This window comes from Microbacterium sp. LWO14-1.2, from assembly GCF_038397715.1.
Classification (GTDB): domain Bacteria; phylum Actinomycetota; class Actinomycetes; order Actinomycetales; family Microbacteriaceae; genus Microbacterium.
Genome location: NZ_CP151633.1, coordinates 813,065 through 835,779, shown reverse-complemented (window position 1 = coordinate 835,779; position 22,715 = coordinate 813,065). Strand labels below are relative to the sequence as shown.

At 71.1% G+C, this 22,715-nt stretch carries 17 protein-coding genes; 6 read left to right on the top strand and 11 right to left on the bottom strand.

From position 1 onward, the window contains the following. Positions 1–23: 23 nt before the first annotated feature. The 3 genes from MRBLWO14_RS04025 to MRBLWO14_RS04015 all read right to left on the bottom strand — a co-directional run bounded on the left by MRBLWO14_RS04025 (position 24) and on the right by MRBLWO14_RS04015 (position 3,138). Positions 24–1,331, bottom strand: a complete 1,308-nt coding sequence (locus MRBLWO14_RS04025; RefSeq protein ID WP_341935177.1) for an extracellular solute-binding protein — start codon at positions 1,329–1,331, stop codon at positions 24–26. A 125-nt stretch (positions 1,332–1,456) separates the two neighbouring features. Beyond that, entirely contained in the window at positions 1,457–2,470 is a 1,014-nt protein-coding gene (locus MRBLWO14_RS04020; protein WP_341935176.1) for a LacI family DNA-binding transcriptional regulator, read from the bottom strand. Positions 2,471–2,679: 209 nt separating this feature from the next. Continuing rightward, entirely contained in the window at positions 2,680–3,138 is a 459-nt protein-coding gene (locus MRBLWO14_RS04015) for a GNAT family N-acetyltransferase (RefSeq protein ID WP_341935175.1), read from the bottom strand. A 121-nt stretch (positions 3,139–3,259) separates the two neighbouring features. On the opposite strand from MRBLWO14_RS04015, the gene MRBLWO14_RS04010 reads away from it, so the two are divergent. After that, positions 3,260–5,479 carry an NADP-dependent isocitrate dehydrogenase gene (locus MRBLWO14_RS04010; RefSeq protein ID WP_341935174.1) on the top strand — a complete coding sequence of 740 codons (2,220 nt, stop codon included), beginning with the start codon at positions 3,260–3,262 and terminating at the stop codon, positions 5,477–5,479. Positions 5,480–5,557: 78 nt separating this feature from the next. On the opposite strand, the gene MRBLWO14_RS04005 is transcribed toward MRBLWO14_RS04010, so the two are convergent. Together MRBLWO14_RS04005 and MRBLWO14_RS04000 are read right to left on the bottom strand one after the other, a co-directional pair. Continuing rightward, complete coding sequence (locus tag MRBLWO14_RS04005) at positions 5,558–7,063, bottom strand: L,D-transpeptidase family protein (protein ID WP_341935173.1); 1,506 nt, start codon at positions 7,061–7,063, stop codon at positions 5,558–5,560. A 129-nt stretch (positions 7,064–7,192) separates the two neighbouring features. Then, on the bottom strand, positions 7,193–7,597 hold the full coding sequence (locus MRBLWO14_RS04000; protein WP_341935172.1) for a RidA family protein: 405 nt from the start codon (positions 7,595–7,597) through the stop codon (positions 7,193–7,195). A 25-nt stretch (positions 7,598–7,622) separates the two neighbouring features. Between MRBLWO14_RS04000 and MRBLWO14_RS03995 the strand changes: the two genes are divergently transcribed. From MRBLWO14_RS03995 to nagB, 5 genes are all read left to right on the top strand, one after another. Then, complete coding sequence (locus MRBLWO14_RS03995; protein WP_341935171.1) at positions 7,623–8,840, top strand: alanine racemase; 1,218 nt, start codon at positions 7,623–7,625, stop codon at positions 8,838–8,840. Further along, complete coding sequence (locus tag MRBLWO14_RS03990; protein ID WP_341935170.1) at positions 8,831–12,079, top strand: family 20 glycosylhydrolase; 3,249 nt, start codon at positions 8,831–8,833, stop codon at positions 12,077–12,079. The genes MRBLWO14_RS03995 and MRBLWO14_RS03990 overlap by 10 nt, the downstream gene beginning before the upstream one ends. A gap of 98 nt (positions 12,080–12,177) precedes the next feature. Then, the gene (locus tag MRBLWO14_RS03985) at positions 12,178–13,365 is read left to right on the top strand and encodes an ROK family transcriptional regulator (protein ID WP_341935169.1); all 1,188 of its coding nucleotides are present in this window, start codon (positions 12,178–12,180) and stop codon (positions 13,363–13,365) included. A gap of 40 nt (positions 13,366–13,405) precedes the next feature. Continuing rightward, positions 13,406–14,371 (top strand): ROK family protein, encoded by a 966-nt coding sequence (locus MRBLWO14_RS03980; protein WP_341935168.1) that lies wholly within the window; start codon positions 13,406–13,408, stop codon positions 14,369–14,371. After that, positions 14,364–15,143, top strand: a complete 780-nt coding sequence (nagB, locus tag MRBLWO14_RS03975) for a glucosamine-6-phosphate deaminase (RefSeq protein ID WP_341935167.1) — start codon at positions 14,364–14,366, stop codon at positions 15,141–15,143. The genes MRBLWO14_RS03980 and nagB overlap by 8 nt, the downstream gene beginning before the upstream one ends. A 13-nt stretch (positions 15,144–15,156) precedes the next feature. Here nagB and MRBLWO14_RS03970 read toward each other — a convergent pair whose 3' ends face one another. The 6 genes from MRBLWO14_RS03970 to MRBLWO14_RS03945 form a co-directional block, all read right to left on the bottom strand. Beyond that, positions 15,157–15,561: an NUDIX domain-containing protein gene (locus tag MRBLWO14_RS03970; protein WP_341935166.1), complete on the bottom strand. Its 405-nt coding sequence runs from the start codon at positions 15,559–15,561 to the stop codon at positions 15,157–15,159. Next, positions 15,554–16,936: an FAD-linked oxidase C-terminal domain-containing protein gene (locus MRBLWO14_RS03965; RefSeq protein WP_341935165.1), complete on the bottom strand. Its 1,383-nt coding sequence runs from the start codon at positions 16,934–16,936 to the stop codon at positions 15,554–15,556. Before MRBLWO14_RS03965 ends, MRBLWO14_RS03970 begins: the two co-directional genes overlap by 8 nt. Positions 16,937–16,996: 60 nt before the next feature. Continuing rightward, positions 16,997–17,368 (bottom strand): YrdB family protein, encoded by a 372-nt coding sequence (locus tag MRBLWO14_RS03960; protein ID WP_341935164.1) that lies wholly within the window; start codon positions 17,366–17,368, stop codon positions 16,997–16,999. Positions 17,369–17,439: 71 nt separating this feature from the next. Continuing rightward, positions 17,440–19,512, bottom strand: a complete 2,073-nt coding sequence (locus tag MRBLWO14_RS03955) for a sigma-70 family RNA polymerase sigma factor (protein WP_341935163.1) — start codon at positions 19,510–19,512, stop codon at positions 17,440–17,442. Between the two features lie 471 nt (positions 19,513–19,983). Further along, entirely contained in the window at positions 19,984–21,144 is a 1,161-nt protein-coding gene (gene nagA / locus MRBLWO14_RS03950) for an N-acetylglucosamine-6-phosphate deacetylase (RefSeq protein ID WP_341935162.1), read from the bottom strand. Between the two features lie 2 nt (positions 21,145–21,146). Next, positions 21,147–22,661: a family 20 glycosylhydrolase gene (locus MRBLWO14_RS03945; RefSeq protein ID WP_341935161.1), complete on the bottom strand. Its 1,515-nt coding sequence runs from the start codon at positions 22,659–22,661 to the stop codon at positions 21,147–21,149. Positions 22,662–22,715 lie beyond the last annotated feature (54 nt).

Here is a 22,715-nt window from a genome sequence, read left to right as displayed (position 1 = left end):
GGGCGCCGCCCTCCGCGAATCGATCAACGGAATTCCGCTGTGCCCTCGTCGTACTGCTCGCCGAGGTTCTTGTCGGTGGTCTCCGCGTCCTGCGAGCCCGTGATGAGGCCCTGGAGCTCCTGCACGATGACGTCGTAGAAGCCGGGTGCGGGCCAGTCCGGGTAGAACGAGAGGCCGTCGGCGTCGAGCACGCCGTTGAACGTCTCGATGAGCGCGGCGCTCTTCTCGTCGGTGATGTCGGCGGTGTCGGCGGCGACGGGCAGCCCGCCGTTGTTGCCGATGATGGCCTGGATCTCGGGGCGCATCGTGATGTCGATGAACTGGTAGGCCAGCTCCTTGTTCGCGGCGTTCTCGGGGACGACCCAGAGGTTGCCCGAGGAGCCGAGCGACAGGTCGGCACCGGGGAAAGCGGTCATCGTCCAGTCGAAGCCGGTCGCCTCGGCGACGAAGCGGCCGAACCACCACGAGCCGGACACGAAGATGGGCGAGGTGCCGTTGATGAACGAGACGCCCGCGTCCTCGGCCTTGACCGACGAGACGTCGGAGGCGATGTACCCCTTGTCGACGTACTCCTTCAGCGTCTCGGTCGCGGAGCTGATCTCCGGCCCCTGCCAGTCGACCTCGCCGTCGTACAGCTGATAGGCGTCGACGAAGCTGCGGTCGCCCTCGAGCAGCGCGAGCTGGTACCAGAGCTGACCCAGCGGGTACTCGGCCCCTGCCTCGGCGAGCGGGGTGACGCCCTTCGCGACGAACGCGTCGAGCACGGCCACGAACTCCTCGTAGGTGGTGGGGATCTCGAGGCCGGCCTCGGCGAACGCGTCCTGGTTGTAGTAGACGCCCACGAACTCGCCGTAGTTCGGGATGCCGAACCAGGTGTCGCCGCCCATCACGCCGTCCTCCGAGTACTTCGCGGTGGTCTGCAGCGAGGGAGCGAGCTTCTCGTCCCAGCCGTACTCGTCGACCGCGTCGGAGATGTCGGCGATCAGGCCGGTCGAGGCCAGGAATCCGGCCGTCGCGTTGCCCTTGTTGAACTCCATGAGGTCGGGGGCGGCGTCGGTGTCGAGCACCTGGCTCGCCGTCTTCTGGATCTGCTCGAACGACTTCTCCTCGAACTCGACCTTCGCGCCGGTCTCCTCCTCGAAGATCGAGATGGCCTCCGCCCAGGCCTTCCCCATGGCGCTGTCCGCGCCCTCGTAGTGCCAGAGCTTCAGGGTCTGGCCGTCGCCGCCCTCGTCTCCTGAGCCGGCGCCGCAGCCGCTCAGGGCGAGCCCTGCCGCGGTGAGCGCGGCCACGGCGGCCAGCGTCTTGGTCGTGCGGATGTTGCGTGCCATCGTCGGCACTCCTTTCTCGGTGGCCTCTCGGGCCGGGACACTTCTTCGGGTCGTCTTCAGTTGTGGCCTGCACGTCATCGAAGCGTTTCGACAACGCGCAGACGATCGCGACGAGGAGCGGTTCGCTACCCCCGGGCGGGAGCGATCGAGCCGGCCTCGCGGTACTCGGGTGGGATGAGGTGGATGCGCGGCGTCGATCCGCCGCTCTCGACGCTGCCGACGGCGAGGTCGACCGCGAGCTCGCACGACTGCTGCGGCACGAGGGGGATCGTGTCGACGGCGACCGACAGCTCGGTCGTGTCGAAGGATGCCGCGGCCGAGACGACCGAGACGTCCTCGCCGACGCGCAGTCCCCGGTCGGCGACGGTCGCGAGCAGGATCTCGTGCACGTCGCCGACCGCGTGCACGATGAACGCGCGGTCGCCGCGGTCGAGGGCGGCCTCGCACGTGGAGCGCACGGACGCGGCATCCGTCGTCGTGTCGCCGGTCGTCGCCCAGGCGAGGGCGATGTCGCGGTGCGCGGCGCGGTCGGTGACGCCGGCGAGCAGCCGCCGGGGGAAGTTCGACTTGCGGTATGACACCTCGGTCTGGCCGAGCAGCATGACGCGTCGGTGCCCGGCATCGGCGAGCCGGTCGATCGCGAGCGCGCCCGCCGCCTCGAAGTCGAGGTCGACGCAGGTCAGGCCCTCCGCGTCGTCGGGGATGCCGATGAACACCGTCGGCGTGCGGACGCTGCGCGCGATGGCGGCGCGGTCGTCGTCCGGCGCGACATCGAGCACGAGGATCGCGTCGACGAGGCGGCTCGCCGCGACGCGGTTCATCCCGTCCGAGGTCTGCTCGTCGGTGAGGAGGAGGATGTCGTAGCCCCGGCGCCGGGCGGCGACAGCCGTGGCGAGCACGAAAGCCATGTGGGTGGGGGCGTGCGTGTCGGCGCGCAGCGGCTCGGTGAGGGCGAAGATGTGGGTACGGCGGCCCGCCAGCATGCGGGCGCCGGCGTCCGGCTCGTAGCCGAGCGTGCGAGCCGCATCCTCGATGCGGCGTCGCGTCTTCTCGGAGACCGGGCGCTTGCCGCTGAGCGCGTAGGAGACGGTGCTGATCGACACCCCGGCGGCGTGCGCCACCTCATGGATCGTCGTCATCGGGACTCCGTCGTCGCTCGTTCGGGAACATCGTCGAAGCGCTTCGCCAGCGCTCTGAAGCGATGATAGGCACGCTCGGCAGGGGAGCGCAAGCTTTTTGTGGCGACTCGCAACAAATACGTGATCTCCGCCGCGGGAGAACATCGGAGGCCCGTGCCGACAGGGCGACGGGCCTCGATGAGGGTGGGGGCGGCGACCCCGCCGCCGGCCTACGGCGTGACGCGGATCTCGGCGATGACCTCGGAGTACTCCGTCTCGCCGACCGGCGTGAAGCCGACGCGCAGGAAGAAGGCCTCAGGGCCGTCCTCCCCGGCTTCGTAGATGACGTTCACGTGGTCGACGCCGCGGGAGCGGGCCTCCTCCACGAGCTGCTCGACGGCGAAGCGACCCACGCCCTTGCCCTGATCGTCGGCGTCGACGTTGATGCGCCACAGGACGGAGCGGAAGTGCTCCTCGGGCGCCTCCGAGTCGAAGTTCGCACTCACGAAGCCGACGACCTGGTCGCCGTCGAGCACGACGCGCTGCCAGGAGGTCTGCGGGTTGATGACGGTCGCCGCGATGCCGTAGGACACCGGAGCGAGGAACTGCTCCTGTCCGGGCTTGAGCGACAGGTTGTTCACGGCGACGATCGTCGCAGCGGAGAGTTCGACCATGCGCAGTTCGGACATAGACACAGGCTAACCCCTCCGGCCCGCTCCTACCCAGAGACGAGCAGATTCTCGGGGTCGAGAAGCCCTCAGGTATCTTGGTATCGAGACAATTCTGCCCTCGTGAACGGAGAACCTCCCGGTGACCGACGACGCCATCATCTACACCTACACGGACGAGGCTCCCGCGCTCGCCACAGCTTCCTTCCTCCCGATCATCCAGGCCTTCACCGGCCAGGCGGGCATCGACGTCGAGACGCGGGACATCTCCCTCGCCGGTCGCATCCTCGCCGCCTTCCCGCAGAAGCTCGCTCCGGAGCAGCAGGTCGGCGACGCACTGGCCGAGCTCGGCGGACTCGCCACCCTGCCCGAGGCGAACATCATCAAGCTCCCGAACATCTCGGCATCCATCCCGCAGCTGAAGGGCGCGATCGCCGAGCTGCAGGCTCAGGGCTACGACATCCCCGACTTCCCCGACGAGCCCTCGTCGCTCGAGGAGAAGGACATCCGCGCGCGCTACGACCGCATCAAGGGCTCCGCCGTGAACCCGGTGCTGCGTGAGGGCAACAGCGACCGCCGCGCGCCGCTCGCCGTGAAGAACTACGCGAAGAAGCACCCGCACCGCAACAAGCCTTTCGCCGAGGGGTCGAAGACCCGCGTCGCGACGCTCGGTCACGACGACTTCAAGCACAACGAGCGCTCCTGGGTGGCCGCCCACGACGACGTGCTGAGCTTCCGCCACATCGCCGCCGACGGCACGGTCACCGTGCTGAAGGAGGGCCTCAAGGTCCTGCCCCGCGAGATCGTCGACGCGACCTTCCTGTCGGCGTCCCACCTCGACGCGTTCCTCGCGGAGACGCTCGAGACCGCGAAGGCCGACGACGTGCTCTACTCGGTGCACCTCAAGGCCACGATGATGAAGGTCAGCGACCCGATCATCTTCGGTCACGTCGTGAAGGCGTTCTTCGCCGACGTGTTCGCCCAGTACGGCGAGCAGCTCGCCGCCGCCGGTCTCAACCCGAACGACGGCCTCGGCTCGATCCTCGCGGGGCTCGAGGGCATCGCCGGGGGAGACGAGATCGCCGCCGCGTTCGCGAAGGCGATCGCCGAGGGGCCGCGCCTCTCGTATGTGAACTCCGACAAGGGCATCACGAACCTGCACGTCCCCAGCGACGTGATCGTCGACGCCTCGATGCCCGCGCTGGTGCGCAACGGCGGAAAGCTGTGGGGCAAGGACGGCGGCGAGGCCGACACCCTCGCGGTCATCCCCGACTCCTCGTACGCGAGCGTCTACCAGGCCGTGATCGACGACGTGATCGCGAACGGCCCGCTCGACCCCGCCACGATCGGCACCGTCCCGAACGTCGGGCTCATGGCTCAGGCGGCCGAGGAGTACGGCAGCCACGACAAGACCTTCGAGATCGCCGCCGCCGGCACCGTGCAGGTGCTCGACAGCGAGGGCACCGTGCTCATCGAGCACGAGGTGGGCGAGGGCGACATCTGGCGCGCCACGCAGACCAAGCACATCCCCGTGATGGACTGGGTCAAGCTCGCCGTCACGCGCGCCCGCGCGACGGGTGTGCCCGCGGTGTTCTGGCTCGATGCGAACCGCTCGCACGACGCGCAGATCATCGCCAAGGTGCACCAGGGTCTCGCGACGCTCGACACCAAGGGCCTCACGATCACGATCCTCGCTCCCGAGGAGGCCACTCGCTACACGCTCGCGCGCATGCGTCACGGCCTGGACACCATCTCGGTGACCGGCAACGTGCTCCGCGACTACCTCACCGACCTGTTCCCGATCCTCGAGGTCGGCACGAGCGCCAAGATGCTCTCGATCGTGCCGCTGCTCGCCGGCGGCGGACTGTTCGAGACGGGGGCCGGAGGCTCCGCGCCGAAGCACGTGCAGCAGCTGGTCGAGCAGAACTACCTGCGCTGGGACTCGCTCGGCGAGTTCTTCGCGCTGGCCGCCTCGCTCGAGCACTTCGCCGACCGCACGGGCAACGAGAAGGCGCGCGTGCTCGCCGAGACGCTGGATGCCGCGACCGGCACCTTCCTCGAGGAGGACCGCTCGCCCGGACGCGCGCTCGGCACGATCGACAACCGCGGCAGCCACTTCTACCTGGGCCTGTACTGGGCGCAGGAGCTGGCCAAGCAGTCGAAGGACGCCGAACTCGCCGCAGCCTTCGCGCCCGTCGCCGCGAAGCTGGCCGAGAACGAGGAGAAGATCGTCTCCGAGCTCAACGCCGTGCAGGGCTCTACCGTCGAGATCGGCGGGTACTACCGCCCGGACGACGCGCTCGTCTCCGCGGTCATGCGCCCCTCGACGACGCTGAACGAGATCGTCGACGCGCTCAGCTGATTCCGCACAGAGAAAGGGCCGGATGCTCAGCATCCGGCCCTTTCGCGTATCCGCTCGGCGCCCGTCGGGGCGAGCGACTCAGTTGTGGACCGAGACCTCCATGCCCACGGGCGACCACTCGTACACGAACTTGGCGACGTCGATCGGCATGTTCACGCAGCCGTGGCTCATGCGGTTGCCGAAGTTGCTGTGCCAGTAGGTGCCGTGGAAGCCCTCGTCGCCGTTGAAGTAGGTGACCCAGGGGACGTTCGGCGTCTCGGTGATCGAGCCGTCGGGCTCGCGGCTCTTCATGGTCTGCGAGCGCACGTGGGCGTAGACCTTGAAGTTGCCGACGTCGGTCGGCGTCGCAGCCTTGCCGGAGGAGATCTTCCACGACCGCACGACGGCGCCGTTCTCGTAGAGCGTCGCGGTCTGCGAGCTCAGGTTCACGTCGATCTTGCGCAGGAGCGTGACGGCGGTGAACGGGGTCTCGGTGACCGAGATCGGGAACACGCCCTCGCCGGCCTCGAGCTTGTCGGCCACGTCGGACGCGAGGTTCGAGGTGTCGCTCAGTGCGCGGCCGTTGACGCCCTCGGACTCGGTGCGCAGCACCTTGCCCGACGAGTCGACGATCTGCGTGGCGTTGACCGGTGCGCGGTCGACGGCTGCGGGCAGCGCGTCGACGGTCGCCTGGATCGCCGCCTGATCCGCCTCGATGCGGAGCGTGCCGTCGTCGTCGACCACGGTGAACCAGGTCGAGGCGGTGGCGGCGTCGACGGGGACCGTGCGCTCCTCGCCGAGGTAGAAGCCGATCGTGCCGAGCATCGTGTTGATCGAGGTCGCCAGGGTCGTGGCGTCCTCATCGGTCACGGCCGGAGCCGCCTCGGCGGGACCGCCGGGGAATTCGAAGCTCTTGCCGCCGTCGGCGATCGTGTCGGTGAACGCCTCGCTCAGCGCCGCGACGTCGACGCCGGTGCCGGTCGCGGACGGAGTGATGACGTAGCTGCCGGTGGCGGCGTCGAAGACCACGCCTGCGTCGACCGGGTCTTCGAAGCTCGTCGGCACGGCGTCGCGCAGGGCGGCGTCGGCGGTCGAGGGGTCGAGGGTGATCTCACCCGCGACGGGCTCGCCCGTCCAGGCGCCGACGTTCCACATCGGGTGCTCGGCGAAGGCTTTGTCGGCGAGGGCGCTCGCGTCGACGGCTGCTCCGAGCTCCGAGCCGGTGAGCACGACGTCGTCGCCCGCACCCGTGAGGGTGACCTCGGTCTCGGCCACGTGCGCGCTGATGACATCGGCGGCCGCGCCGGGCGTGAGCCAGCCCACGGGGATGCCGGCGACCGTGGTGCCGGGGGCGATCAGGATCATCGAGGCGGCACCGGCGCCGATCACGACGGCCCCGACGCCCAGGCCGATCCACAGTCCGAGGCGCTTCTTCTTGGGCGCCGGTTCGATGGGAGCCCAGGCCAGCGGCTGGTCGCCGCTCTGCGGCGGCATCGAGTCGGTCGGGGTGTCATCACCCGACGGAGTCAGAGCGACCGTGTCGGCGGAGCCCGCCTCGGTCAGTTTCTCAGTCTTCGCATCCTGCGCTGAGATCAGATCGGTCACGAACTTCACCCCCCGGTTCTCACGTGGCCTTTATCACATTCAATGCTACGGGATCGAAGGTAACGAGGGGGCAACGGTCGTGCGGGCCCTCTCGGACCCGCACAGATCAGGCGACGGAGTCGCCCGCGGTCACTCGACGACGGCGATGCCGTCGATCTCGACGAGCATCTCTTCGCGGGGCAGACCCGTGAAGACGGTGGTGCGCGAGGGGAGGACGCCGCTCGGCGTGTTCGCCTCGACGAAGGCGCCATACGCCTCGTTCATGATCGGGAAGTCCTCGCGCTTGGTGAGGTAGACGCGCAGCATCACGACGTCGTCGAACGTCGCTCCCGAGGCCTCGACGATGGCCTTGACGTTCTCGAGCGTCCGCGTGGTCTGCGCGGCGACGTCGCCGGGGTAGAGGTACTCGTTGGTGACGGCGTCGACCGGGCCCTGGCCGGAGACCTGGACGAACGGGCCCTTGCGCACGCCCTGCGAGAAGGTGTGGGCGGGGGCGGGGGCGGCGTCTGTCGTGATGCGGGTCTTCGAAGTCATGCTGCAAGCCTAGTAGCCTTGTTAGATGCCTCTACAAATTCCGGATCCCGAACTCGGCACCTGGGCGAAGGGCTTCCCGGCCCTGGCGGCAGGGCTGCGTCTCTCCGAGATCGCCGACGCCGACCTCCACCTCTCGGATCTGGTCACCCCGGTGCTCACCGTGCACGAGGCGGCACTGACCCACAACGAGGCGACGGTGTTCTCCTGGGCGGCCGAGCAGGGCGTCCGGCTCGCGCCGCACGGCAAGACGACCATGGCTCCCGCGCTGTGGCAGCGTCTCCTGGACGCGGGCGCCTGGGGGATCTCGATGGCCACGCCGTGGCAGGCGGAGGTCGCGGTTCAGGCCGGCGTGTCGACCGTGCTCATCGCGAACGCCGTCACCGATGCGGCAGCAGCACGGCGATTCGGCGAGCTGCTCGCCGCCGACCCCGAGCTGCGCATCCTGTGCTGGGCCGACTCCGAGCGGACGGTCGAGATCCTCGCGGGTGCGCTCGAGGGCGCCGCTCGTCCCCTCGACGTGCTCGTCGAGCTCGGCGGAGCAGGGGGACGCACGGGGGCCCGCACGATCGAGGAGGGCAAGCGCATCGCGGGCGCGATCGCCGCGGCATCCGGTCTCCGCCTCGCCGGCGTCACGGGCTACGAGGGCCCGTTCGGCCCTGACCGCAGCGACACCTCGATCGCCGCCGTCGACGCCTATCTCGGCACGCTCGTCGAGCTGCACTCGCGCCTGGCCTATCCGGAGGGCGTGCGGCCCGTGCTGAGCGCCGGCGGCAGCTCGTTCCCCGACCGTGCGGCGGCCGTGCTCGCACCGCACGCCGACGCGGCCGACGTGGTGCTGCGCTCCGGCGCGTTCCAGATCCACGACGACGGCTTCTACTCGCGCATGTCGCCGTTCGGTCCGCTGACGGGCACCGCGTCCCTGCGGTCGGCCATGCACGCGTGGTCGCGCGTCGTCTCGCAGCCCGAGCCCGGCCTCGCCCTGCTCGACGCGGGGCGTCGGGACGTGCCCTTCGACATCGACCTTCCCGTCCCGCAGTCGGTGGCAGGCTCGGTCACGGCGCTGAACGACCAGCACGCCTTCCTGAGCCTCGACGCCGACGCGGCTGTCGCGCAGGGCGACGTGGTGCGGTTGGGCCTCTCGCACCCGTGCACCGCGTTCGACAAGTGGAAGGTCGTCGCGGTGATCGACGACCCCGACGCCGACGACCCGCGCGTGATCGGAGCGGTGGCGACGTGCTTCTGAGCAGCGAGAAGCCGGTGCGCGTCTACCGGGACGGCACGGTCGTCGACGGCACGGGCGCGCAGCGCTACCGCGCCGACGTGTACGTCGAGGGCGCGAGGGTCGTCGCGCTCGTGCGCGAGGGGGCGGGTGAGGCGCCTCAGCTGCCCGATGCCGCTGTCGAGGTCGACGCCGCCGGGCTCGTGCTCGCACCGGGTTTCATCGACATGCACGCGCACAGCGAGCTCGCCGTGCTGGAGGGCGCCGCGCACACCGCCAAGATCAGCCAGGGCGTGACCACCGAGGTCGTCGGGCAGGACGGTCTCGGCTATGCGCCGCTCGACGACGCGACGGCCTCGGTCATCCCCGCGCAGATCGCCGGCTGGAACGGTGCGCCGGCGTCGGTGCCGTGGCGCACGATGGGCGACCTGCTCGCCGCATTCGATGCCGCGGCGGTCGCGAACGTCGCGGTGCTCGTGCCGCAGGGCAACCTGCGCATGATGGTGGTCGGCCACGAGAACCGCCGAGCCACCGATGCCGAGATCGCGGCGATGGGGGAGCTGCTGGGCGCGGCGCTGGACGCCGGCGCCTTCGGCATGTCGAGCGGCCTGACGTACACGCCGGGCATGTACGCCGACACGGCGGAGCTCGAGGCCCTGTGCCGCGTGGTCGCCGAACGGGGCGGCTACTGGTCGCCGCATACGCGCAGCTACGGCGGCGCGGCGCTGGACGCGTATCGCGAAGCGCTCGACATCGGACGCCGGACGGGGTGCCCGATCCACCTCACGCACGCCACCATGAACTTCCTCCCCAACCGCGGCAGGGCGGACGAGCTGCTCGCGCTCGTCGACGAGGCGCTCGCCGACGGGGTCGACGTCACGCTCGACACCTACCCGTACCTCCCGGGTGCGACGACCCTCGCAGCGCTGCTGCCGAGCAGGCTGTCGGAGAGCGGGGACCTGCTCGGGACGATCGCGGCGCTCGACGCCGCGGGGCGGGAGGCCGTGCGGGTCGAGCTCGAGGACATCGGCTGCGACGGCTTTCACGGGGAGCGAGCCGACTGGGACGCGATCCAGATCGCCGGCACGGGCGACGCCGCTCTCTCCGGGCTCATCGGCCGCACAGTCGCCGAGATCGCGTCGACCGAGGGTCGGCGCGCGGTCGACGTCGTGCTCGACACGATCATCGAGGATGCCGGTGCCACGAGCATCCTCATGCACATCGGCGATGAGGACAACGTCCGCGAGATCATGCGGCACCCCCGTCACACGGGCGGCAGCGACGGCATCCTGATCGGTGCTCGTCCGCATCCGCGGGGCCGTGGCACCTTCCCGCGTTACCTGGGGCACTACGTGCGGGAGCTCGGCATCCTGTCGCTCGAGGAGGCCGTCCGGCACCTCTCCGGTACGCCGGCCGCGCGGCTGGGTCTGGACAGGGGCGACGCGCCGCGCGGGGTGATCCGCGAGGGCTCGACGGCCGATCTCGTGCTGTTCGACCCCGAGACGATCGCCGCCGGGGCGACGTTCGACGACCCGCACGCGGCGCCCGTCGGCGTCGTGGAGGTGCTGGTCGCCGGCGAGCCGGTCGTGCAGCAGGGGCACGCCACCGGAAGCACTCCGGGGCGCGCGCTCCGCATGCCGCCACCCCCGCATCGGGCGACGGTCCCGCTCGCGCACTCGCGCATCGACCCCGCGGCCGCTCCGTTCGTCTGGACCGCGGAGACGCCGGTCGTCGCCACCGACGACCTCGCCGCGAGCGCTGAGCGCCTCGGTGGGCTGCGGGTCTCCGGGAGTGCGGAGCGCGCGATCACGCTGCGTATCGACGCCGTGCTGGCCGACGCGCCCTTCGCCGAGGGACGTGTCGGCGAGGAGGCGTTCCGCATCCGTGTCTCCGCCGACGGCGTCTCCGTGACCGGCGCGTCGGTCGCCGGCGTGTTCCGCGGTGCGACGACGCTGCGACAGCTGCGCGAGCCCGGCACCGAGCAGTCGCGCATCCCCGCGGGCGAGTGGACCGGTGCACCGGCGTACGCCTGGCGTGGGGCGATGCTCGACGTGGCGCGTCACTTCCGACCGGCCGCCGACGTGCGTCGACTCGTCGATCTGCTCGCCGACCACCACCTCAACGTCCTGCACCTGCATCTGACCGACGACCAGGGCTGGCGGTTCGAGGTGCCGGGCTACCCGCGTCTCACCGAGGTGGGCGCGCGGCGGGAGGCGACGCAGCGCGGGCACGGTCCGCTCGCGACGGTCGAGCCCGGCGTGCACGAGGGGCACTACACGGATGCCGAGCTGCGCGACCTCGTGGCATACGCGGCAGCGCAGCACGTCACGCTCGTGCCGGAGGTCGAGCTGCCCGGTCACATCCAGGCCGGTCTCGCCGCCTACCCGGAGCTCGGCAACACCGACGTCGGCGGTCCCGTCACCGCTCCCTGGGAGAGGTTCGGGGTCAACCCGCGCACGCTCGCGCCGACCGAGGAGTCGCTCGCCTTCGGGCGCGCGGCCATCGACGCGCTGTGCGACCTCTTCGACTCACCGTGGATCGGCATCGGCGGCGACGAGGTTCCCGTGACGGAGTGGGAGCACAGTGCGGCGGCGCAGGAGCGGATGCGGCAACGGGGCCTCGCGTCGGCCCACGACGTGCAGCCCTGGTTCACGGCGCACTTCGTCGCGCACGTCCGCGCACGGGGGCGCACGGCGCTCGCCTGGGACGAGGTGCTGGAGGGCGACGTGCCCGACGGCGTCGAGATCCTCGCCTGGCGTGGTCCCGTCGCGATGCGGGAGGCGCTGCGCCGCGGCATCCCGGTGATCGCATGCCCTGATCTGAGCGTCTACCTCGACTACCCGCAGTCCGACTCGGAGGAGGAGCCGATCCGCGTCGGACCGCCGCTGCCGATCGAGCAGGTGTACGGACTGCGCGTGGAGGAGGGGGCCTCCGGCGGGCAGGCGAACGTCTGGACGGAGCATCTGCCGTCGCGAGACCGTGTGGACTTCGCGATGTTCCCGAGGCTGTCCGCGGTCGCGGAGCGGCTGTGGGAGGGCGGGGAACCGGCGCCGTTCGAGGACTTCGCCAGGCGGTTGCCCGTGCACCTGCGCCGGCTGGCCGAGAGGGGCGTGCGGTATCGTCCTCTCGACGGTCCGACGCCCGCTCAGCGCCGCCCCGGCGTCCCCGGGAAGCCGCTCACGCGGGAGGCGCGGGAGGGCATCGTGGAAGGCCTCGTCGCCCGGCTCGTCGAGCGGGCGGGAGAGGTCGACTCGGACGGCTGACATACGGTCGTCATCGTAATGTAACGTTTCGGTAACCCTCCCGGGCGCTCTGCGCGGTGGGGTTGCACAATTTTTGTTCGTAAGGTCTACTAACAAACATGTCCGTATCGGATGAAACGCGCCCGTCGACGACGTCGGAGTACGTCGGGACGAACGCCCACGCCTTTGGCCCCGCGCGGCATCTGCGCTCGCGCGCCAAGGTGCTGCCCGAGCACGCCCGCGGCCATAACCGGGCCCTCGTGCTGCAGACGCTCTATCACTCCGGCGCGATGAGCCGCGCCGACCTCTCCCGGGAGACCGGACTCACCCGCGTCACGATCTCCGACCTCGTCGCGGAGTTCATCGCCGACGGCATCGTCATCGAGATGGGTGTCCGCGAGACGGTCGGTCCGGGCAAGCCGCCCATCCTCATCGACATCGACCGCGTCGGTCACCAGATCATCGGCATCGACCTCTCTGCCCCGAGCGCCTTCACCGGCGCGCTGTTGAGTCTCGACGGCGACGTGATCGGCCGCCGCGAGGTGCCGCGTCCGGAGACGCCGGACGGCGACGCCGCGTACGCCGCCCTGCTGCAGCTCGCCCGTGAGCTCGTCGCGGACGCCACGCAGCCCATCCTCGGCGTCGGCATCGGCACCCCCGGTGTCGTGCGTCCGGACGGGATGGTGCTCAGCTCGCCGAACCTCGGCTGGTCCGACCTGCCGCTCGAGGCCAAGCTGGGCGTCGATCTCGACCTGCCCGTGCTCGTGCGCAACGACGCGAATGCCGCCGTGCTCGCCGAGTACACGTTCGGCGAGGCCGAGGCCGACTTCATGCTCATCAAGATCGGTCGAGGCGTCGGCGCCGGCGTCATCACCGGCAGCCAGCCGCTGCTCGGGAGCCGATTCGCGGCCGGCGAGATCGGGCACGTGGTCGTCGGCACCGACGGCGGCCCGCGCTGCGCCTGCGGCAAGGACGGATGCCTCGAGGCCTGGCTCAGCGAGAGCCGCCTGCGCGCGGCCATCGAGGCCGCACCGGACTCCCGCGACGACATCCTCCGCGACGCCGGGACGCGGATGGCCATCGCGATCGCCCCCATCGTCGCCGCCCTCGACCTTTCCGAGGTCGTGCTGTCGGGGCAGGGCGACCTGCTCGACGGCGTCCTGATCGACGCGGCGGTGGAGACCCTGCACGCCCGCACGCTCGAGGGCGTGTTCGAAGACGTCGTGATCCGGCGCACTCTGCAGTCCGACATCGTGCTGCGCGGTGCAGCCGTGATGGTCCTGTCCGGCCAGCTGGGCGTCTCGTGAGCGGCGCCCTCGACTCGACCACGGGCAGGAGCACCATCCGATGACGGATGCCATCACCGTCGACCTCGCCGGTCGACGCATTCGCGTCGGCCTGGACGTCGGAGGCACCAAGATCGACGCGGTCGCCGTCGCGCCATCGGGTGAGATCCTCGCCCGCCTGCGCCGCCCGACCGGCTGGGGAGAGGACGCGGTGGTCGAGAGCGTGTCCGCGGCCGTGGTCGATCTCGCCGCCGAGGCCGGTCTGACCGTCGCCGACATCGACTCCGTCGGCATCGGCATCCCCGGTCTCGTCGACTCGGTATCGGGACGGGTGCTGCACGCGGTGAACCTCGGCGTCGAGTCGCTCGACCTCGCCGAGCGCGTCGCCGCCCGGCTCGGAGCGGTCGTGCGGGTCGAGAACGACGTGAAGGCCGCGGCCCTCGGTGCTGCAGCGCTGCGCCGCATCGAGGGATCGATGGCGTATCTGAACCTCGGCACCGGAGTGGCCGCCGGCATCGTCGTCGACGGCGCGATCTGGCGCGGCGCCCGCGGTACGGCGGGGGAGGTGGGCCACCTCTCGGTCGACCCGGCCGGTCGCCTGTGCGGCTGCGGCCAGCGCGGCTGCATCGAGACCTTCTGCGGCGGCGGAGCCCTGGCCAAGGCCTGGGGACGCCCCGGCGCGCACCCCGTGCGCGACATCCTCGACGCCGCCGACGAGGGCGATCCGCTCGCCGCGTCGCTGCGCGCCGACCTGTTCCACGGGGCGGCAGCGGCCGTCCGTGCACTCGTGCTCTCGGCCGACGTCGAGCGCGTTATCATCGGCGGGGGCCTGACGGCTCTCGGCGCCCGCCTCGAGGCAGGCGTCCGAGACGCCCTGCACGCGGGTGCGGAGGCCTCCGCGTTCATGCGCTCCCTGCACCTGGACGACCGGATCGAACTGCTCCCGCTCGGCTCGCCGGCGGCTGCCGTCGGCGCCGCGCTTGTCGGAGCCACCTCACCACTCAAGGAGATCGTCACCCATGGCTGAAGTCGTCATCGTCGAGAACGCCGCCGCCGCGGGCGCCCTGGTCGCCGCGGAGATCGTCGAACTCATCGACGCGCGTCCGGATGCCGTGCTCGGCCTCGCGACGGGATCCACACCGCTGCCCGTGTACCAGGCGCTGCGCACGCAGCTCGCCGGTCGCGATGTCTCGCGGGTGCGGGGATTCGCGCTCGACGAGTACGTCGGTCTCGACCCCGCGCACCCGGAGAGCTACCGCTCGGTCATCACCAAGGAGGTCGTGGAGCCGCTGGGACTCGACCCGCAGCGCATCCACGTGCCCAACGGCGCCGAGGCGACGATCCAGCACGCCGGCGAGGACTACGAGACGGCGATCGACGAGGCCGGTGGCGTCGACCTGCAGATCCTCGGCATCGGCACCGACGGGCACATCGGCTTCAACGAGCCCGGGTCGTCGTTCGCCTCGCGCACGAGGGTCAAGACCCTGACGGCGCAGACCCGCGAGGACAACGCCCGCTTCTTCGACTCGATCGACGACGTGCCGATGCACTGCATCACCCAGGGGCTCGGCACGATCCTGCGCGCGCGCCACCTCGTGCTGCTCGCGTTCGGCGAGGGCAAGGCCCAGGCCGTGGCGGATGCCGTCGAGGGGCCGCTGTCGGCGATCCTCCCCGGCTCGGCGATCCAGCTGCACCCGCACGCGACGGTCGTGGTCGACGAGGCCGCGGCGTCACGACTGAAGCTCGCGGACTACTACCGCTACACCTTCGCGAACAAGCCGGCCTGGCAGGGCATCTGACCCTGCACGTCTGTCAGCTCCCGCGCGCCCAGGCGAGCGGGAGCAGGTGCTCCACGCTGAGGGGCGCGAGCGGCAGCGTCTCGGCATCCTGAGGCGTGATCCAGCGCAGTTCGGCGAGTTCGGCCTGCACGGTCACGTCGGCCTGGGCGATGTCGACCGCGAACGCGTCGGCGACCACGCGATGACCCGGCTCGTTCGCGGCGGCCGACACGAAACGGCCGAGCGGCGCGAGGTCGGCGTCGACGAGACGCAGGCCGAGCTCCTCGTGCAGTTCGCGGATCAGTGTCTGCGCCGGGGTCTCGCCGGCCTCCGGCTTGCCACCCGGCTGCATGAACCGGGTCGTGCCGTGCTTGCGGACGACGAGCACGCGACCGGCGGGGTCGACGATCACGGCGGCGCTCACGTGGATGTCAGGCATCGGCGGCGAACACCTTCCCCGGGTTGAGGATGCCGAGGGGGTCGAAGACACGCGCGATCTGCCGCTGCAGCTGCCACTGATCGTCGCCGAGCTCGTCGGCGAGCCAGCGGCTCTTGAGCGTGCCGATGCCGTGCTCGCCCGTCAGGGTGCCGCCCAGGGCGATGGCTGCACGGAACAGCTCGTCGGCAGCCGCCCAGATGTGCGGGGGAGTCTCCGACCCCTCGAAGATGAAGTTGGGGTGCAGATTGCCGTCGCCGGCGTGCGCGACGGTGGGGATCGTGATCCCGTACGCCTGCTCGATGCGGGCGATCTCGTCGAACATCGCGGGCATCGCGCTCCGGGGCACGGAGACGTCTTCGATGAGGGTCGTGCCGAGCGACGCCATCGCCGCGTGCATGGACCGGCGGATCGCCAGCAGTCGCTCGCCCTCCTCGCGGTCGGACGACACCTGCACCGCACCGTCGTGGGCCGCGAGGACGTCGGCGATCACCGCGGCCTCGGCGGCCGCGGCCGGTCCGTCGGTCTGGATGGTCAGTTGAGCGCTGCCTTCGCCGGGAGAGGGCAGGTCGAGCAGGGCCGCCACGGCGGCGAGGCTCGCGGCATCCATCAGCTCCATGATCGCGGGCTGGACTCCGGATGCCGTCACCGCGGCGGACGCGGCGGCCGCGCGGCGCACGTCGGGGAAGACGGCGGCGATCGTGCACGTCGTCCCGGCGACGAGGCGGCGCAGCTTCAGCGTGGCGCCGACGACCACGCCCAGCGTGCCCTCGGACCCGATCACGAGGGAGGTCAGGTCGAGACCCGTGACCCCCTTCACGCTGCGGTGGCCGAGGTGCAGGAGGCGGCCGTCGGCGAGCACGAGGTCGACGCCGAGCACGGCATCGCGCACGACGCCGTACTTCGCGCACAGCAGGCCGCCGGCGCCCGTGGCGATGTTGCCGCCGACCGTCGAGATCGCACGGCTCGCGGGGTCGGGAGCCCACCAGAGCCCGTGCTCGGCGAGGGCGTCGTTGAGGTCGGCGTTGAGGATGCCTGGCTCGACGACCGCGAGCAGGTCGTCTGCGCGCACCTCACGGATCGCGGTCATGCGGCGCGTGGAGAGGACGATCTCGCCGTCGCCGGCGTTCGCCGCCCCGGCGAGTCCCGTGCCGGCTCCGCGCACGACCACGGGCGTGCGCGTGCGGGTCGCGATGCGCATGACGGTCTGCACGTGTTCCACGGTCTCCGCGTGAACGACCGCGATCGGGCGACCAGGGGCGGCGTGACCGGAGCTGTCGGCTCTGGCCTGTTCGAGCACGGCGCCGTCGGTGTCGACGAGACCGCCGAGCGCGTCGACGAGCAGGTCGAGGGTCGTCGTGCCGGACGCCGTCGTCATGGCCGCACCCTCACGCCCGAGGCGCGGGCTCGATAGCGCGGATGCCGGAGTCGCCGGTCGTCATGCGATGCGCCGCCGGCCGCTGACGACCCCGGCGCCCACGGCGACGAGGGCGAAGGCCAGACCGATGACGGGCTGATCCATGAGCCACCACGCGATCGTGACGCTGACGTAGATGAGCAGCTCCACCGCCGCGCGCAGGAAGGGGTGCAGGCGCAGCACCGGTCGCGGCGACAGGAACAGAGCCCAGACGAGGATGACGAGAACCGGTGCCCCGATGCCGAGGACGATGTTCCAGGGCAGCGGCCAGGTGGCGAAGCCCCACAGCGCGAGCGTCGCGACGGAGATCACCAGGACGATCGAGCGGATGACGTCGAGCGCGGTGATGGTCGGGCGGTTCACGCCGGGTACGGCGGAGGGTTCCTCGGGCATGGTTCCAGTCTAATTCGCCGCGGATCAGGCCGATTCGCCGCCGGAGCTCGCGAGCGAGCGGTCGGCCGCGATCAGGGGACGAGAAGAACCGCGTCGATCGAGGTCGACTCGTCCACGAGGAGCTCCTGGACAGGCGCGTCGACCACGGTGAACGCCTCGTTCTCGGCCGGTGCCTGCTCGACCTGTTGCTGCGGCGCCGGTGCCTGCTCCGCCGGAACCTGGGCCGGCTCGACGACGGGCGCTGGCTCGACGACGGGTGCGGGGCTGGTGTCGGCATCCGCCGGCGAGGTGGTGTCTGCGGGAGGCTCGGCGTCTGCCGGAAGCTCGGCGTCTGCGGGAAGCTCGGCGTCTGCGGGGACGTCGGCGGGAGCGTCAGCGCCCTCCTCCGGTACCAGGGAGCAGAGGATGATGCCCGGATCGAACGAGTGCAGGTCGCGGAGCGTGGTCGTGGTGGCGGTGCCGGTCACGCCGTCGCCGACGTAGAAGAACTCGACCGTCGCGTTGGTGCAGAGCTGCTGCAGCGTCGGCCGCAGGTCGATCGTGCCGTAGCCGACGGCGGGGTCGGTGTCGGCAGCCGTGAGCACCGTCTGACCGGTACCGCCGGAGCCTCCGCCGATGCGCGACCCGACCGTGGCGCCTGTGGCACCCGACACGGGGACGACGTAGTGGGTCGTGACGATGTTGGGGCCGCCGATGACGAACTCCGCAGTCGCCCGCGAGAAGCCGGGTGACCCCGCGGGAACCCCGGGCTGCTCCGTGCCGGGCTCTTCCGTTCCCGGCTCTTCGCCGCCGGCTTCTTCGCCACCGGGCGTGGTGACGGGCGGCGCGATCGGGGCGACCGGCGCTGCCGCGGCGGGCGCGGTCGTGGGGGCCTGGTCCTCGGCGGGCTCGGGCGTCACCGGAGTCTCGACCGGGGGGACGACGGGCTCGGGGGCCGGGGTCTCGACGGTGACGGGCTTGTCGGCCGCCATCGCCTCGTCGGGACCGACGTCGGCGCTGATCGACGACGAGTCGCTGTCGCCCGCGCTGGGCAGAGACGCCGCGGGGTTCGCTCCGGCGAGTCCGGGGATGATGGTCGCCGCCGTGACGACGCCGGCGACGATGAGGGCGGCTGAGCCTGCGCCGACCAGGGCCCCCACTCCGCTGAGCACGCCTCCGCCTGCGGCGCCGGCACCACCGGACCCGCCTGCTCCTGCTCCTCCGGCGCCCGACGAGCCTCCTCCGGCGCCCGACGAGGCGCCTCCGGTGGCGGCGGCGCCGGAGCCGACGACGACGGCGCCCTGGGTGATGGCCGACGGCATCGCGGCGAGCGCGACGACGGGGGCTCCGCCCGCCTGCAGGGTGGCCAGGTAACCGGTCGCGCCGGTGACGCCGAGCACGAGCGGAAGGAGCACGAGGGCGAGGCGCGTCGAGACGTCCTTGGCCTCCGCGGCGACGATCATGCAGCGCGCGCAGTCCTCGAGATGTGCTTCGAGACGCTTCTTGTCGCGCACGCCCAGGTTGCCGCGCGAGTACGCGCCGAGGTGTTCGATGGTCCACTGGCAGTCGGAGCCGGGCTCGGCGCTGCGCAGGTGCGCCTGGATCCAGGCCTCGCGCAGACCTTCGCGAGCGCGGAAGGCGAGCTGCGAGACGGCACCCGCCTTCATGCCGAGAAGGGGGCCGGCTTCGGCCGGCTTCATCTGCTCGATCTCGGTGTACCAGAGCACCTCCTGCCACCGCGAGGGGAGGCTGCGGAAGGCCTGGGCGGTGAGGCTGCGGTCGAGAGCCTCGTTCGTGGCCTGCTCGGTGCTGTCGGGGTCGGCGACCGTGTCGAGCTCGTCGATGGCCGACTCCCGGCGCGAGCGCCCCCATGCGGCCGCGGTGTTGCGGATGCTCGTGAACAGGTACGCGCGGAAGGAGCCGTTCGGGCCGCCGCCCTTGATGATCGCCTGATAGATGCGCGTGTACGACTCCTGGACGAGGTCGTCGGGGTCGATGGACGAGGTGATGGAGCGGGCGACGGACATGCCCGACGGGTAGTGACGTCTCCAGAGTTCGCCGAAGGCGGCGGCGTCACCCGAGCGGGTGCGCAGTACGAGGTCGGCGTCGGCGATGATCTCTTCGTTCGAGACCTTCTGGTCGTTCGCTGTGGTGTCCTGGCTCACTGTCATCCATCTGTCATGGAGAGCGGATGCGTCTCCACATGAAGAGACGCGTGAGACCGTCCTTCATCACGCGCCTCCTCCATTCTCCCTCCGATCTCCCAGGTTCGCCACCCCGGGCTGGAACTCTCATCGATCGCCTCCCGACGGGAAAATCCCAGGTCAGAGCGATTCCACATGGGGGCTCAGAAAAAGTCCGAAGAAAATCTGAGAAGTCGCGTAATGAATCGCGAGGACCTTCGTCTCATCCCATAGAGACAGCCATGGTCCTCCACCGGGGGGCGGAAGGACCAGGCGCTGGTGCCGAGGGGCATGAGCACCGGTGAATGGCGGGTCGGGCACCTCGGGGGAGGAGTTCCCGGCCCGCCAGCTCTGAGAAGGGAAAGTGCGGGGGCCGCCATTCTGGGGAAAGGCGGCCCTCCACCCTGAAAAGAAGACCGGAGAGCGCAGAGCTGCGCGTCGTCGCGCAGCGAGCTAGGGGAGTTCGCCCACCCAGATGCGCGCGACGCGCAGCTCCGCATCCAGCAGCACGGCGTCGCCGGCGTACCCGGGGGAGAGCGCGCCGAGCCGGTCGCCGTATCCGATCGCGGACGCGGGGGTGCGCGTGAGGGCGCGGACCGCGACGGGGAGCGGGATTCCTGCGGCCACCGCGCGCTGCAGAGCGACGTCCTGCGTGAGCGTCGAACCGGCGATCGATCCGGTGTCGTCGGCACGGGCGATGCCGTCCTGCACGGTCACGCTCACGGCGCCCAGGTCGTAGTGCCCGTCGGCGCTTCCCGCTGCGGCCATGGCGTCGGTGATCAGCGCCACGCGGTCGGGAGCGGAGTCGAAGAGCAGCTTCACGACATGCGGGTCGAGGTGCACGTCGTCGGCGATCGCCTCGAGCACGACGCGGTGGTCGGCTGCTGCCGTCAGCACCGGGCCCGGCGCGCGGTGATGGATGCCGGGCATCGCGTTGAACGCGTGGGTGAGGATCGACGCTCCGGCGTCGAACGCCGCGCGGGCCATCTCGGCGTCTGCGTCGGTGTGGCCGACGGCCGCCGCCGCTCCCGCCTCGACGATCAGCCGCACGGCATCCAACCCGCCTGGCAGCTCCGGCGCGATCGTGACCTGGCGCACGGTGCCGGAGCCCGCCTCGAGCAGTCGGGCCACGTCCGCCGCCACCGGAGCGCGGAGCAGGCTCGGTTCGTGGGCGCCGTGGTGTCCGGGGTCGAGGAACGGCCCCTCCAGGTGCGAGCCGAGGATGTCGCGGTCGCTGCGCATGAGCTCCGCGATCTCGGCGACGCGGTGCGCGAGGTCGTCGAGCGGTGCCGTGACGAGCGACACCACGGCGCGGGTGGTGCCGTGTGCGCGGTGCAGGGCACGGGCCGTGCGGATCGCGTCGATCCCGTCGTCGAAAGCCGCTCCCGCGCCGCCGTGCCCGTGGATGTCGACGAAGCCGGGGGTGAGCACAGCGCCCCGGCCTGCGGCCTCCTGCGCATCGACGATCAGATCAGCCGGATCCCACGTGCTCCCGGTGCCGGTCGAGACGACGAGGCCGTCCTCGATGCGCACCCAGGCGTCGTCGACGACGGTGCCGCCGTGCACCAGCCGTGCGCGGTGGATCACGAGCGACCCAGAGGCGGTCGGCGCCACCGTCACTGCTCGACCCAGTCGATCTCGGGTGAGGCGTGGAAGTTCACGCCGCGGGCGCGCCACCCCGGTGCGAGCGTCGCGATGCGGTCGCGGAACGATTCCCAGTCGCGCCCTTCGCCCTCCTGCGGCGACCAGGCGACCTCCGCGAGCGCCGCCGCGCGCGGGAACACGAGCTGCTCGACGTCGGCGTAGGTGCGGGTGGTCTCGCTCCACAGCGGCGCCTCGATGCCGAGGATCGCGGTGTCGGGGACGTCGAGCACGGCGGTCGGGTCCCACGAGTACGCGCGCTGCACGTCGACCACGGCGGCCCAGGTGAGGCCGAGCGGGAAGTCGGGCGTGTACTTCATGTCGAGGTAGGCGGCGTCCGCGGCCGACACGATGAGCGCTCCGCCGCGTTCGACGAAGCGCGCCGCCTCGGCGGCGTGCGTCTCGGAGGGCGTCGTCATGCCCCAGTACTGGCCGACGGTGCCTTCGGCGATGCCGGCGGCCGACCCCATCTCGTGCCAGGCGACCGGGATCCGGCCCTCCTCGATCACGATGGCGGTGGCGCGCTCGGCGAACAGGTCGAAGTCGGCCTGCGGAGTGCCGAGCGACTCGTCGCCCCCGATGTGGATGTACGGTCCGGGGGTGAGCTCGACGAGCTCACGGATCACATCGCGCACGAAGTCGTACGTGCGCTCCTCGTGGATCCGGACGCTCGAGTGGCCGACACCCCAGCCGAGGTACGGCTCGCCCTTCACGGGGAGCGGCTGATCGAGCTCCTTCGCCTGCGACACGAGGGCGTCGTTGAGCACGGGTTCCTCGACGAGGTCGGGGTAGGCGACGCCGATCGCGTGCGTGTGCCCGGGGAGGTCGATCTCGGGGATGACGATCATGTGCCGCGCGGCCGCGTACGCCACGATGTCGCGGTACTCGTCCTTCGTGTAGAAGCCGCCGCGGTCGCCGTCGGCCGCCGACGCCGATGACAGCTCCGTGAGCTTCGGCCACGAGTCGATCTGGATGCGCCAGCCCTGGTCGTCGCTGAGATGCAGGTGCAGGTGGTTGTACTTGAGCGCGCTGGTCTCGTCGATGAAGCGCTTGACCTCGGCCACGTCGAAGAAGTGGCGGGTGACGTCGAGCATGACTCCGCGGCGGGGGAACCGCGGAGCATCGGTGATCTCGACGCGGGGGAGGCTCCAGACGCCGCTCTCCTCGGTCAGCAGCTGCAGGAGCGTCTGCACGCCGTAGAAGAGCCCCGCCTCGTCGCCGCCGACGATCTGCAGGTTCTCCCCGATCGAGAGGCGGTATCCCTCCGTCGGTGCGGCGCCGGACTCCACGCGCAGGGTGATCGCGCCGGGCTCGGCGACGTCGGTCGTGGTGAGGCGGATGCCGGTGCGGTGCGCCACGGCATCCATCAGCTGGATCGCGGCGGGGGAGTCGCCGATGACTCGCATGCTCTCGGTGACCGGCATCCGCCCTTCGCCGACGATGGCGGAGGCGGGGAGGGGGACCAGAGGGAGGGGAAGAGGACGGACCATGAACAAAAACCTACCCTGCGGACGCGCCGCCACGACAGGGCGGATCCGGTATGC

What these genes read in the sequence shown, in the direction of transcription:
- MRBLWO14_RS04015 (WP_341935175.1), bottom strand. Translation starts at nt 3,138, where the DNA reads ATGTCCGAACTGCGCATGGTCGAACTCTCCGCTGCGACGATCGTCGCC.
- MRBLWO14_RS04000 (WP_341935172.1), bottom strand. Translation starts at nt 7,597, where the DNA reads ATGACTTCGAAGACCCGCATCACGACAGACGCCGCCCCCGCCCCCGCC.
- MRBLWO14_RS04020 (WP_341935176.1), bottom strand. Translation starts at nt 2,470, where the DNA reads ATGACGACGATCCATGAGGTGGCGCACGCCGCCGGGGTGTCGATCAGC.
- MRBLWO14_RS04025 (WP_341935177.1), bottom strand. Translation starts at nt 1,331, where the DNA reads ATGGCACGCAACATCCGCACGACCAAGACGCTGGCCGCCGTGGCCGCG.
- MRBLWO14_RS03960 (WP_341935164.1), bottom strand. Translation starts at nt 17,368, where the DNA reads ATGCCCGAGGAACCCTCCGCCGTACCCGGCGTGAACCGCCCGACCATC.
- MRBLWO14_RS03970 (WP_341935166.1), bottom strand. Translation starts at nt 15,561, where the DNA reads ATGCCTGACATCCACGTGAGCGCCGCCGTGATCGTCGACCCCGCCGGT.
- nagB (WP_341935167.1), top strand. Translation starts at nt 14,364, where the DNA reads ATGGCTGAAGTCGTCATCGTCGAGAACGCCGCCGCCGCGGGCGCCCTG.
- MRBLWO14_RS03980 (WP_341935168.1), top strand. Translation starts at nt 13,406, where the DNA reads ATGACGGATGCCATCACCGTCGACCTCGCCGGTCGACGCATTCGCGTC.
- MRBLWO14_RS03985 (WP_341935169.1), top strand. Translation starts at nt 12,178, where the DNA reads ATGTCCGTATCGGATGAAACGCGCCCGTCGACGACGTCGGAGTACGTC.
- MRBLWO14_RS03965 (WP_341935165.1), bottom strand. Translation starts at nt 16,936, where the DNA reads ATGACGACGGCGTCCGGCACGACGACCCTCGACCTGCTCGTCGACGCG.
- MRBLWO14_RS03945 (WP_341935161.1), bottom strand. Translation starts at nt 22,661, where the DNA reads ATGGTCCGTCCTCTTCCCCTCCCTCTGGTCCCCCTCCCCGCCTCCGCC.
- MRBLWO14_RS03995 (WP_341935171.1), top strand. Translation starts at nt 7,623, where the DNA reads ATGCCTCTACAAATTCCGGATCCCGAACTCGGCACCTGGGCGAAGGGC.